Origin of the sequence: Microbacterium marmarense, assembly GCF_037204165.1 — a bacterium.
Taxonomy (GTDB): Bacteria; Actinomycetota; Actinomycetes; order Actinomycetales; family Microbacteriaceae; genus Microbacterium; species Microbacterium marmarense.
On record NZ_JBBDGL010000002.1, the window covers coordinates 421,404 to 434,234 of the forward strand.

Sequence of the window (12,831 nt, forward strand, 5' to 3'; positions counted from 1 at the left end):
CATCTCATGCCAAAGGACAATCCACTGCTCGTTGACTCTGCGCTCCCCTACGGATTGCCGGATTACCGGCGCGTACGACCCGAGCACTTTATGCCGGCCTTCGAACGGGCGTTTGCAGAGCACCGCGCCGAGATTCAAAACATCACTCGGGTTCGGTCGATGCCGACATTCGAGAACACAATGGTTGCACTCGAACGTAGTGGGGAATTGCTCGGCAGGGTCGCGCGAACGTTCTACACAGTCTCGTCGGCGCATGCGACGCCAGAGATTCAAGAGATCGATGAAGCTCTTGCGCCCCTCATGTCGGCACACCAAGACTCGGTGCAGCTCAACGCTGACCTGTACTGGCGCATCAAGACCCTGCACGATCAGCGTGACTCACTCGTGCTCGAAGACGAACAGCGCTATCTCGTCGAACGGTGCTACCGTGAAATGACCCACGCGGGTGCGGGCCTTGACGGCGAGGCGAAGAAGGCATTGACGGCCATCAACCAGGAGCTGTCGATACGCACCAACGCGTTCGAGAAGAATCTGCTCGCAGACACTAACGACCTGGCCCTGATCTTCACCGATGAGGCTCAACTCGACGGCTTGAGTGATGGCGAGCTCTCTGCTGCTGCCCAAGCTGCAGCGGATCGTGGTCTCGAGGGTCAATGGCTAGTGACGCTCACTCTGTTCACCGGTCACCCCTATCTCGCGTCACTCACAAACCGTGAGAGTCGCAAGAGAATTCTGGATGCTTCTCGCATGCGGGGTAGGCGCGAGAACGAGAACAGCAACGGCCCGGTGCTTCTCGAGATCGTGCGGCTTCGCGCCGAGCGGGCAGCCATCTTGGGATATGACTCACACGCGGCGTATGTCACTGCAGATGAAACTGCTGGCTCTCCCGACGCAGTGCACTCGTTGCTGCGACAGCTGGCGCTTCCGGCAGCGTCAAACGCCGCGAAGGAACAGTCGGCGCTGCAAGCGATAGTCGACGCGGAACCGCGACCGTTCCCTCTCGAGGCACACGATTGGGCGTTCTACACGGAGCGAGTGCGAGCGGCTACCTACGATCTCGACCGGGCTGCTCTGCGACCATGGTTCGAAGCCGAACGTGTACTACGAGATGGCGTATTTCGCGCGGCAACAGAGCTGTACGGGGTGACCTTCACCGAGCGTGCGGACCTGCCCAGCTATCACCCTGACGCACGCATCTTCGAACTGCACAATGACGACGGCTCGCCGCTAGGACTGTTCATACTCGACCTGTACACGCGCGACACCAAACGAGGTGGCGCGTGGATGAACTCGATCGTTGACCAATCGACGCTACTCGGCACCGCACCGATCGTGGTGAACAATCTCAACGTATCGAAGCCATCGGCAGGAAAGCCCACCCTGCTCTCGCTCGACGAGGTGAATACGCTCTTCCACGAGTTCGGGCACGCCCTGCACGGCCTGTTTGCAACCGTGACCTACCCGCACTTCGCGGGAACGAATGTGTTCCGCGACTTTGTCGAGTTTCCAAGCCAGGTCAACGAGATGTGGATGTTCTGGCCCGAGATTCTGGCCCAATATGCGCGGCACGTCGAGACGAATGAACCGCTGCCGGCAGATGTGATCCAGAAGCTGCAAGACTCAGAAGCTTTCAACCAAGGGTTCGCAACCAGCGAATATCTGGCGGCCTCATGGCTGGATCAGGCATGGCACTCGCTCAACAGCGACGAGGCGGCAGCCATTGTCGATGCAGACGCTTTCGAAGCGGCAGCTCTCGCCGACATCGGACTCGACAATCCAGCCGTACCCACGCGCTACTCGTCGACATACTTCGCGCACGTCTTCTCGGGTGGGTACAGCGCTGGCTACTACTCGTATATCTGGAGCGAGGTGCTCGATGCTGACACGGTGGAATGGTTCATCGAGCAAGGCGGCCTCACGCGCACGAACGGTGACCGATTCCGACAGCGGCTCCTCGGAGTCGGCGGATCCAAAGACCCACTCGAGGCGTACCGCGACTTCCGCGGCCGCCCCGCTGAGATCGAACCGCTGCTGAAACGGCGAGGACTCGCGGGCTAGGCGCTCTTGCGCTTTTCGCGCACGACGAGCGTCGGCTGAGCGCGTTCCTCGACGGATGCACGGGTGATGATGACCTTGTCGACGTCGTCTGTTGAGGGGATGTCGAACATGATCGGACCCAGCACATCTTCCAGGATCGCGCGCAGTCCGCGTGCTCCGGTCTTTCGCTCTACCGCGAGGTCGGCGATGGCGGCCAACGCACCTTCGTCGAACTCGAGTTCGACACCGTCGAGTTCGAACATGCGCTGATACTGCTTGACCAAGGCGTTCTTCGGCTCGGACAGAATCTCGATCAAAGCGGCGCGGTCAAGCGGCGATACTGACGCGATCACGGGCAAACGGCCAATGAATTCGGGAATCAACCCGAACTTGTGCAGGTCTTCTGGCCGCACTTCACCGAAAAGGTCGAGATTGGCATCCTTCTCTTGCAGGGTGGCGCCGAAGCCAATGCCGTGTTTGCCGACGCGTGCAGAAACAATGTCGTCGAGTCCGGCGAATGCACCGGCCACGATGAAGAGAACATTCGTGGTGTCAATCTGGATGAACTCCTGATGCGGATGCTTGCGACCACCCTGCGGGGGCACCGAGGCAACGGTGCCCTCAAGGATCTTCAGAAGCGCTTGCTGCACACCTTCACCCGAGACGTCTCGCGTAATTGACGGGTTCTCGGCCTTGCGGGCGATCTTGTCGACCTCATCGATGTAGATGATGCCCGTTTCGGCGCGCTTGGTGTCGAAATCAGCGGCCTGGAGCAACTTGAGAAGTATGTTCTCGACGTCTTCGCCTACGTAGCCTGCTTCGGTGAGTGCGGTCGCGTCTGCAACCGCAAAAGGTACGTTCAGACGCTTCGCCAGGGTCTGTGCCAGATAGGTTTTTCCGCAGCCGGTGGGGCCCAACAGCAAAATGTTGCTCTTGGCGATCTCGATCTCATCAGCGCGTTGTTCCGCTGATTGGATGGTTCCCTGCGCGCGCACCCGCTTGTAGTGGTTGTACACCGCTACCGACAGCGCCCGCTTTGCCGCGAGTTGCCCGACGACGTACTCGTCGAGGTAGCCGAAGATCTCACGAGGTTTCGGCAGTTCGAACTCGACTACTTCTCCGGAAGACGACTCTGCCATGCGTTCTTCGATGATCTCGTTGCAGAGCTCAACGCATTCGTCACAGATGTAAACGCCCGGTCCCGCAATGAGCTGCTGAACCTGTTTCTGACTCTTTCCGCAGAAGGAACACTTGAACAGGTCGGCACTCTCACCGATGCGAGCCATGAGGCTTCTCCTCGTCTTGCCAGGACGACCCCGGCTTTCAACAGAGCCTAACCGCTGACACCGACAACCACCGGGATTGCGACACGGTCTGTGCATGGTTGTCGTTCGCTGTGCGCGCAACGAAGTGCCCCACCGCCTTTTCGGCGGTGGGGCACTTCGTTCAAGGAACTACTTGGTCAATGCGGCAGGGCCACGCTTGCGCGTGCTCAGCACCTGGTCGATGAGCCCGTAGCTGAGTGCCTCATCGGCCGACAGAATCTTGTCGCGATCGATGTCCTTATTGACCTCGGCCTGACTCTTGCCCGAATGCGCAGCAAGGGTTTCTTCGAGCCAGGTTCGCATGCGCAAGATCTCTGCGGCCTGAATCTCGATGTCGGAAGCCTGTCCGTGTCCGGCTTCGCCGACGGCGGGCTGGTGAATCAGGATTCGCGCGTTCGGCAACGCGAGCCGCTTGCCGGGGGTTCCGGCCGCCAGCAATACAGCGGCGGCAGATGCTGCCTGACCGAGTACCACGGTCTGAATCTGCGGCGCGACGAACTGCATCGTGTCGTAGATCGCGGTCATCGCGGTGAACGAGCCGCCGGGCGAGTTGATGTACATGATGATGTCGCGGTCGGGGTCCTGGCTTTCCAGCACCAGCAACTGCGCCATGACGTCGTCGGCTGACGCGTCGTCAACCTGCACGCCAAGGAAGATGATTCGATCCTCGAACAGCTTGTTGTACGGGTCCTGGCGCTTATAGCCGTACGCGGTGCGCTCTTCGAACTGCGGAAGGACGTAGCGGCTGCCGGGTGACTGAAGCGCCTGGGGCTCGGCGTTTCCGAAGGTGGGGGTGTGCATGTGCGGTTCTCTCTCTTTCGCCTTCGGGATCAGCTTGCGTCTTCAGCGGCCGTGCCGCCACCACCGACGACATCGCTCAGATGTGCGCGGATGTGATCGACGAAGCCATATTCAAGAGCTTCTTCTGCGGTGAACCAGCGATCACGGTCGCCGTCGGCGTTGATCTGTTCAACAGACTTGCCCGTCTGAGCTGCTGTGATCTCGGCAAGCCGACGCTTCATCGAGAGAATGAGCTGGGCCTGCGTCTGGATGTCGCTCGAGGTGCCACCGAAACCACCGTGTGGCTGGTGAAGCAGCACGCGCGCGTTAGGCGTGATGTATCGCTTGCCCTTGGTGCCGCTCGTCAGCAGCAACTGGCCCATCGAAGCGGCCATGCCGATACCCACGGTCACGATGTCGTTCGGCACGAACTGCATCGTGTCGTAGATCGCCATTCCGGCCGTAATAGAACCGCCTGGCGAGTTGATGTAGAGGTAGATGTCCTTCTCAGCGTCTTCGGCAGCGAGAAGCAGAATCTTCGCGCAGATCTCATTGGCGTTCTCGTCACGCACTTCAGATCCGAGCCAGATGATGCGATCTTTCAGCAGCCTGTCGAAGACACTCGTCGCCATAAGCGGTTCTGGCATATTCACTCCTGTTTCGGTGGTCTTGACATCGAATCTACCGGCGCGAGCGCCGTGACCCGCCCGTGTTCGCCCTGGGCAGAGCGGATGAACGAGTGAGGGGTGGATGCCGCAGCATCCACCCCTCACTCTTTGTCGTCTAAACGACTACTCCTTGTCGGCAGCAGGCTTCTTGGCCGGTGCCTTTTTCGCAGCGGGCTTCTTGGCAGCCTTCTTCGGCGCCTCCTCAGCCTCGATCACTGCGTCAGCCTCTTCTGCCGCCTCAACGATCTCTTCAGCCTCGGAAACTACGTCTTCCTCAGCTGCCTCTTCGTCTTCGACCGCAATGAATCCAGTCAGATCGACTGCTTTGCCGTTGGTGTCGACAACCGAGACCTTGCCCAGAGCGACAGCAAGCGCCTTGTTGCGCGCAACTTCGCCGACCATAGCGGGCAGCTGGTTGTTCTCTTGCAGAGCGTTCACGAAGTCCTGCGGCGACATGCCGTACTGAGCCGACGACTGCACGAGGTACTGTGTGAGTTCGTCCTGCGAGACCTGCACGTTGACGCTCTCAGCAATCTTGTCGAGCAGCATCTGAGTCTTGAACTGCTTCTCGCTCGCCTCAGCGACCTCGGCGCGGTGCTCGTCGTCTTCGAGGCGATTCTCACCCTCGAGGTGGTTGTTGACCTCGTCGTCGATCAGCTGCTGCGGAACCGGAATCTCAACGGTCTCAAGAAGCTGCTCGATGAGCTTGTCGCGTGCTGCAGAGCCCTGGGTGAAGACCGACTGCTGACCGACCTTCTCGCTCAGGCTGTCACGCAGTTCTGCGACGGTGTCGAACTCGCTGGCAATCTGCGCGAAGTCATCGTCGGCTTCAGGAAGCTCCCGCTCCTTGACTGCCTTGACGGTGACCGCAACCTCAGCTTCTTCACCGGCGTGGTCGCCGCCAACGAGCTTCGAACGGAACGTCGTGTCTTCGCCAGCGGTGAGAGACTCGATTGCTTCGTCGATGCCCTCAAGCAGTTCGCCCGAGCCGAGTTCGTAAGAAACACCCTCTGCGCGGTCGATCTCGTTGCCGTCAATCGCAGCGACGAGGTCGAGTTCAACGAAGTCGCCGGTTGCCGCGGGGCGATCCACAGGCACGAGAGTGCCGAAGCGTGCGCGAAGAGTGTTGAGCTCCTCGTCGATTGCAGCTTCATCGACCTCTACGGCGTCGACCTCGATCGTGGTTCCCTCGAAGGCGGGCAGTTCGAACTCGGGCCGAACGTCGACTTCTACTTCGACCTTGAGGTCACCTGAAAAGTCCTTTTCCGCGGGCCATTCGATGACCTCGGCGTTGGGACGGCCCATGACGCGCAGCTCGTTCGCGGTGACTGCCTCGCGGTAGTAGTTGTCGAGGCCTTCGCTGACAGCGTGCTCGAGAACGGCGACGCGACCGACGCGCTGGTCAATGATCGGAGCCGGAACCTTGCCCTTGCGGAATCCAGGAATCTGGATGTCCTTGGCAATGTGCTCGTATGCGTGAGCAATGCTCGGCTTGAGCTCTTCCGGGCTTACCGTGATGTGGAGCTTGACCCGAGTGGGGCTGAGCGTCTCGACGGTGCTGTTCACCATGCCTATTAGTTCTCCTCGTTTGGACCGCAAAATACCGCGGCGGTTGAAGGTCTGTTCGCTGGATACTGTCGGGGCGACAGGATTCGAACCTGCGACTTCCCGCTCCCAAAGCGGGCGCTCTACCAAGCTGAGCTACGCCCCGGGCGGCTGCGCACACAGCTGTGTACGATTTCGGCCCAGTGCAGTCTAGCCGACACATCTGTGCTGTTGCTCCGCACGCGATCCGCGACAGAACAACGTGTCACGAAGGTGCTCAAGTTGTGATTAGAATTGTGGATGCTGCGGGGATGTCTTTCCCGCAGAAACCCATCCGGCATCCGTCCGATGCGGGGCTGTAGCTTAGTGGTAAAGCCTCTGTCTTCCAAACAGATGATGCGAGTTCGATTCTCGTCAGCCCCTCCAAAGAAAAACCCCCGGTCATGCCGGGGGTTTTTTGTCTGACCGTCGCAACGGCTTCTGTTCTACCGCTGGCTGCGCCGGTCAGGTTCCGCGTCTTGCCATCGCAGTCGACGAATCACCCGATATCGGCGATGACTTGCATGAGTTGCAGTGAAATGATGTGAGCACGCCGCACTGGCCGTACATCTCCTGCCAAAGGATCGCGACATGACCTCGACGAATGGCCCGATCGGGGCCGCGCCCGCTCGCAAGCTCCCCAGGAAGCCCGCCTCCCGACTTGCGGAGAAATGGACACACGTCGACGACGTCGATGTGTTCTACCGCGAGTCCCCCGTGGTGCCTGCGGATAGCCGCGTGATGGCTCATATTCACGGGTTCGGGCTGTCGGGGCGCTATCTGCTGCCGACGGCCGAGATTCTGGCGGACGATTTTCATACCTATGTGCCTGACCTGCCCGGTTTCGGACGAAGCGGACGCAAAAAGGGAATGCTCGATATTCCAGAACTTGCTCATGCAACGGCTTCATTCCTCGACGATCGAGGAGTAGACAAAGCCACTCTGGTCGGAAACTCAATGGGATGTCCGGTCATCATCGAGTTCGCGCACCACTATCCCGACAGAATCGATCGCGCTGTTCTTGTGTCGCCAGCTGGCGGCGCGTTCAACCAGCCATTGCGGCGCGCCATCGGGCAATTGTCAAAAGATGCCGTCCGAGAGCCCACGCGCATGGCGACAGTCGCCGTGCCGGACTATCTGCGTTTCGGAGTGCCGAGCACAGTGCGCCTGTTCAAGGCCCTCACGCAGTACCCGTCGCTCCAGCGACTCCTTGAACTGCGCATCCCCACACTGGTCGTGCTCGGCGAACACGATCCCCTACTCCCCCACGCGCATCGAATCGATGAAGTCGCCAGCCAAGTCGACAGCCATGTGCTCGTGGTGCTGCTCGAGGGTGCCGCACACGCCATCAACTTCAGTCACCCAGGGCAGCTCGCACACGTCATCAAGCTCTTCATGGATGACAAGCCGATCCTCAATGACCCCGCCTGGCCCGGACACGTGCGGTTGTATGAGGTGCACCGGGGTGCGAATCATCCGACCGGCGAGGTCGACTAGAGCGCAACCGCTTGCTCATGTGCCGCGAGGTGCTCGCGGTAGTTCTGGGCGTTTCGAAGAATTCCGTCACGCTCTTCAAGCGACAGCTCGCGACGCACCTTGGCGGGAACGCCTGCAACCAGTGACCCGGGCGGCACCACAGTGCCCTCGAGCACGACAGCACCGGCCGCCACCAGGCTTCCCGCCCCGATCACAGCGCCAGTGAGCACCACGCTTCCCATACCGATCAACGAACCGTCACCAATAGTGCAGCCGTGCACGACCGCGTTGTGCCCGACCGAGACGTCTTCGCCGATAAACAGCGGCGAGCCGCGGTCTACGTGCACAGAAACGTTGTCTTGCAGGTTGCTACCGGCCCCGATCGTGATGGAGTCGCTGTCAGCACGCAAGACAGCGTTGTACCAAACACTTGCGCCTTCACCTAGAGTGACAGCCCCGATGAGACGGGCGCCGGCGGCAATGAACGCTTCGGCATGAATGTCAGGCGCATGGCCTCCGACAGAGAGGATCGTGGCACCGGCAGCAAGAGTCATGCCACTGACAATACGGGGCGTGACCGCTAGCGCGCAGCTAGCGCGTCGGCTACTGCTTGTTCGTACCAGGGCGCAAGGGAATTGGCGAAGGTGACCGTCAAATGATCTTGATCGCGGTAGATATTCGCCCCGCCCACAACGGTGCTGCACACCTCGGGACCGCAAAAGACATCGGTGAAGTCGAGCAGGGTGACCCCTTCAATTCCTCCCGCCGCGCCGCGCAGGGGGTCGTCTTGAACCAACACGTCATCTCGTGCACCGACGCAGGTCGCAGCATCCCTCGTTCTCAAACACTTGTTCGGGTCGGTTTCCCACACTGGGTTGTCGACGACCGTGATGACCGGGGTGCCCTCATCGAGCACTTCGGACCATGCTTCTTGGTAGCCAGAAACTGCGGCATCGTATGAAGAATCAAACCCCTGAGCGGAATAGGGGGTTGTCGCTATCGCCGCGGTGAACACTGCGTCGAGGTCTGCATCGGTGATCGCGGCGCGCACCTCGTCGCGCCATTGCGTGCAGGCCTCGCCGAATGCGCCCGGTGTGGAAAGGGGCGTGGTGTTCCACGGGCATGCGCCCTTGAACCACGTCACCAGTTGCCAGCCGTTGGCCTCGGCGAGCTGCTGAAAAGTCGAGAGCAGCTGGTATGCGTGGCTATCGCCCACCAGCGCTACGCGCGGTGCCTCAGGATCATCAGAGCCGAACGTGCATGACACGGGGCGCGAATCGGTCAACTGCACAAAGCACTGCTCGTCGGCCGGCCTGTCCACGCCCGCAAAGCCCGGTGCTGGCAACACGGCGTCACCGAAATCAACGTCACCACACGCTTCATCGAGTACCACCGCTGCGCCAAAACAAGTGGGCGGATCGTCACGGAGTTCTTCTAGCCCGCGTACGCCAGCTGCATAAGCCGGAGCGTTCACACCCCACGCGGCAACAGCAACGACGGCGACGAGCAACATCGCTCCGAGCGAGGAGAACAGCGTCACGCGCGGCGGCCGCGAGGTCAGAACCTTCCAGCGACGCGCGGGGTCTTCCACGAACCGCTTCGTCAGCCACGCAAGCACGAAGCAGAGCACGAGCAGGGCGAGCCGGTGGTAGATCGTGAGTCCCCAAAACGGTACCGAAGGCGCGATGATGATCAATGGCCAGTGCCAGAGATACAGCGAGTACGAGATATCGCCGATGAACTGGGCCGGGCGAATCGCGAGCACTCGTGTGGGGTACCACCAGCGCTCAGTGTTTGACGCTGCAATCACCGCAGCCGCGCCCAGAGTAGGTATTGCCGCCATATACCCCGGGAACGGTGTCTGGCCATCGAACTGCACCGCTGCGTAGAGAATCGCGACCAATCCTGCCCAACCGAGAACAAAGCTCGCCAGCGGGTGCTTCACACGCAACCACGGCACCAGCGCGATCATCGCACCCACGCCGAACTGCCACATCCGGCCGAATGTCACGAAATACGCTGGCGCCGGGTCGGTCAGCGTGAACACAACGCAGAAGACGAATGACGCCAGCGAGATCACAGCGAGTGTGACGATGACCGCCTTTCGGCGCGCGCCCGAAAACCATTTGACGCCGATCCACGCCGCGAGAAGCATGAGCAGCGGCCACATCACGTAGAACTGCTCTTCGAGTGACAGTGACCAATAGTGCTGCACGGTCGTGGGATCACCGGAATGATTCAGATAGTCAGCCGAATTGATCGCCAAGTACCAGTTCTCGACGTAAAACGTCGACGCTAGAATCTCGCGCACTTCGTTCGGCAAGGCCGAGGTAGGCGTGAGGTACGGAGACATGGCGACGAGCGCTGAGAAGAGCAGCACGAGAAGTGATGCTGGCAACAGCCGACGGGCCCGGCGGGCCCAGAACTGCCCAAGGCGAACCGTGCCCGTTGCGGTCAATTCGCGCATCAGATGCGCCGTGATCAAGAACCCCGAGATGACGAAGAAGATGTCGACGCCGACGTAGCCGCCTGTGAGACGGCCAGGCCAAAAGTGGTACAGCACGACGCAGAGAACGGCGATCGCACGAAGTCCCTGCACATGCGGCAGGAAGGTCGTCGCGGTTTGGTGTTCGGGTGAGGTTGACACCGCGCGCGCGGACCCAAGCTCGTGATCAGCGGAAGGCACGCCTCGACGTTAGTCGGTGAAGCAACCATTCCAGGTAGCGACTAGCGTCGCGGCACGTTCTGGTTAGCCGAGCCTTGTCTTGCTTGCGGAATTTCCAGGGCTGAGTAGCGTTACACGAGACGAGACAGATCCGCCCCAACCGGGGCCCTTTGATCTGAGATGGAGGCGCTCAACATGAGCAAGACGCAAACTACCGCAGCCACAGCCGCAGACCCCAACACCGCTGCAGCAGCAGCCCAATTCCTCACTCCTGTCGTCATCGGCCTGCAGTCGCTCGCCGTAAACGGAAAGCAGGCGCACTGGAATGTTCGCGGCGCGAACTTCATCGCAATCCACGAGCTTCTCGACACAATTGTCGGCAACGCGCAGAACGGCGCAGATACTGCCGCCGAACGGATCGTCGCGCTTGGCCTTCCCGTAGACGCGCGCGTTTCTACAGTCGCTGACAAAGCCTCTAAGACCGCTGTAGCGGCCGGGTTCTCGCAGTGGGATGACACGGTTCGCTCGGTGATCTCCGACATGGACGCTGTGATCGCAGATGTGAAGGCAGCCATCGACGGACTGGACGAGTTCGATCTGACGAGCCAGGACGTCGCCATCAGCATCATGCAGTCGCTCGAGAAAGACCGTTGGTTCCTCTTCGCGCACGTCGCGGCATAACAACACCACGCACGCAGTACGGCCTTCGACTCACGAGTCGGAGGCCGTTCTGCGTTGCCGCACCGCTTTCTAGCCGCGGTGGGTGAGCCGACCCTCGAGCATCGTCGCGAGCACTTTCATCGAGCGCAGTCCAGTCTCGTCTGCAGTCGACGGATCGTGTGCACACAGTACGAGATCGGCGACCGCGCCGGGCTCGATCCGGGCGACGCTGGCGGAGCCGCCGTGGGTGGACGCGCCGAGGGCTGTTCGCACGTCCACCCGCTGGTGATCCTGCCACGCAGGGCGGCCATCTCGAGTACGGAAGACGGCGGCGGCGATCCCCGCCCACGGATCCAACGGTGACACTGGGGCGTCCGAACCGAAGAGCAGGTTGACGCCCCCGTCAGCCAGCGCCCGCAGCGGATACGGTTGCGCCGTTTGCGTCTGCCAGATGGTGTCGGCGAGATCGCGGTCATCGATAGCGTGCTCGGGTTGCACGCTGGCGCCGATACCCAGCCTTGCAAATCGTGGAATATCAGCGTGAGAGACCAACTGCGCGTGTTCGATTGTTCCCCACGCGCCCGTGGTCGCGAATGCATCGAGGGCGTGAGAGTTCGCCACATCGCCGATGGCATGAATAGCGCAGGCGAGGCCCGAAACCGTCGCTCGGGTCATCAGATCCACGAGTGTCTCGGGATCGATAGTGAGCAGGCCGTGATTGTGCTCATCGTCTGGGTACGCGTGTGAACACGCCGCAGTACGAGTGCCGAGCGAACCATCTGTGATGACTTTCATCGGACCGACCCGTGCGAGATGAGAGTTCGATCCTCGGGCGTCGTCGCCCGTCTGCAGCCCCTCCGAGATGGCTCGATCAAGGTCGTGCGGATAGATTCCAAACTCCACGCGCAAGGTGTCGAAACCCCTGGCCATCCGCCGCGCCCAAGCTTCTTCGTTCCACGCCATATCGAGATCGACGAGGCCAACAATGCCTTTCGATGCCGCCTCTGCGGCCATTCGTGACACCAGCGGGTCGCTCACGTCGGCGGGGACAGCATTCAATCGCCGTGAAATCTCGAAAGCTGGCTCTTCTCGCAGCATCCCTGATTCGTCAGGCTCAAAGCCCTCTCGGCGCCACGCAGCCCAGTTCAGCCACACACTGTGCACGTCGGCATTGATGAGATACGTCGGCACCATTCCGGTCACGGCGTCGAGCGTCTCAAGGCTTGGTTCGTCGGGCCAGAAGGCATCACGAAAGCCACTGCCGACACGTCGGCCGTCGTCTCGAATGGGTGCTGTGCTCATGATCTCTGCTGCTTGGGCCGCCGAAGTGGCATGTCCCAACGGCTGACGCGTGGATTCGAGCGCCCACTGCATGACGTGAACGTGGTGATCCCACAAGCCGGGAATCAACCACGCCCCCTGAGCGTCGAGCACCCCGCCTCTGCGAGCTATGGCGCCGGCCGGTGCGATATCGACGATGAACCCGTGTGCAATGTGAACGTCGACCAGCTCGCTGCCGAAGGGGTCGACCCGCTCCGCGCCGCTGAGGCGCGCGTTCGCGATCACCGACACGTGTTCGCTCTTACCCAGACTCATCGTGCACTCTTTCGCATTTCAAGATCGCGTTTCGCTCGGC

Annotated in this window: 10 protein-coding genes and 2 tRNA genes; 4 read left to right on the forward strand and 8 right to left on the reverse strand. The window is 60.9% G+C overall.

What is annotated here, in order from left to right; genetic code table 11:
• Window positions 1-6 precede the first annotated feature (6 nt).
• Window positions 7-2,058, forward strand: coding sequence for a M3 family metallopeptidase (locus WDU96_RS08400; RefSeq protein ID WP_337338044.1), 2,052 nt, complete (start codon window positions 7-9; stop codon window positions 2,056-2,058).
• Here WDU96_RS08400 and clpX read toward each other — a convergent pair.
• The 5 genes from clpX to WDU96_RS08425 form a co-directional block, all read right to left on the reverse strand.
• Window positions 2,055-3,323, reverse strand: coding sequence for an ATP-dependent Clp protease ATP-binding subunit ClpX (gene clpX, locus WDU96_RS08405; protein ID WP_337338045.1), 1,269 nt, complete (start codon window positions 3,321-3,323; stop codon window positions 2,055-2,057). The genes WDU96_RS08400 and clpX overlap by 4 nt on opposite strands.
• A gap of 168 nt (window positions 3,324-3,491) precedes the next feature.
• A complete protein-coding gene (locus WDU96_RS08410) occupies window positions 3,492-4,163 on the reverse strand; it encodes an ATP-dependent Clp protease proteolytic subunit (RefSeq protein ID WP_337338046.1) in 672 nt (223 codons plus the stop codon).
• A gap of 29 nt (window positions 4,164-4,192) precedes the next feature.
• A complete protein-coding gene (locus tag WDU96_RS08415) occupies window positions 4,193-4,789 on the reverse strand; it encodes an ATP-dependent Clp protease proteolytic subunit (RefSeq protein ID WP_337338047.1) in 597 nt (198 codons plus the stop codon).
• Window positions 4,790-4,933: 144 nt separating this feature from the next.
• The gene (gene tig, locus WDU96_RS08420; RefSeq protein ID WP_337338048.1) at window positions 4,934-6,379 is read right to left on the reverse strand and encodes a trigger factor; all 1,446 of its coding nucleotides are present in this window, start codon (window positions 6,377-6,379) and stop codon (window positions 4,934-4,936) included.
• Between the two features lie 68 nt (window positions 6,380-6,447).
• A tRNA-Pro gene (locus WDU96_RS08425) sits at window positions 6,448-6,521 on the reverse strand.
• 186 nt (window positions 6,522-6,707) lie between these two features.
• Here WDU96_RS08425 and WDU96_RS08430 point away from each other — a divergent pair.
• Window positions 6,708-6,781, forward strand: a tRNA-Gly gene (locus WDU96_RS08430).
• A gap of 204 nt (window positions 6,782-6,985) precedes the next feature.
• Window positions 6,986-7,891, forward strand: coding sequence for an alpha/beta fold hydrolase (locus WDU96_RS08435; protein ID WP_337338049.1), 906 nt, complete (start codon window positions 6,986-6,988; stop codon window positions 7,889-7,891).
• Here the strand turns inward: WDU96_RS08435 and WDU96_RS08440 are convergent.
• Both WDU96_RS08440 and WDU96_RS08445 read right to left on the reverse strand, forming a co-directional pair.
• A complete protein-coding gene (locus tag WDU96_RS08440) occupies window positions 7,888-8,424 on the reverse strand; it encodes a gamma carbonic anhydrase family protein (RefSeq protein ID WP_337338050.1) in 537 nt (178 codons plus the stop codon). The two genes, WDU96_RS08435 and WDU96_RS08440, sit on opposite strands and share 4 nt — an antisense overlap.
• Before the next feature lie 26 nt (window positions 8,425-8,450).
• Complete coding sequence (locus WDU96_RS08445; RefSeq protein WP_337338051.1) at window positions 8,451-10,556, reverse strand: acyltransferase family protein; 2,106 nt, start codon at window positions 10,554-10,556, stop codon at window positions 8,451-8,453.
• Between the two features lie 174 nt (window positions 10,557-10,730).
• Here WDU96_RS08445 and WDU96_RS08450 point away from each other — a divergent pair, with 174 nt between their 5' ends.
• The gene (locus tag WDU96_RS08450; protein WP_337338052.1) at window positions 10,731-11,216 is read left to right on the forward strand and encodes a Dps family protein; all 486 of its coding nucleotides are present in this window, start codon (window positions 10,731-10,733) and stop codon (window positions 11,214-11,216) included.
• Window positions 11,217-11,285: 69 nt separating this feature from the next.
• Here WDU96_RS08450 and WDU96_RS08455 read toward each other — a convergent pair whose 3' ends face one another.
• A complete protein-coding gene (locus tag WDU96_RS08455) occupies window positions 11,286-12,791 on the reverse strand; it encodes an amidohydrolase (protein WP_337338053.1) in 1,506 nt (501 codons plus the stop codon).
• Window positions 12,792-12,831 lie beyond the last annotated feature (40 nt).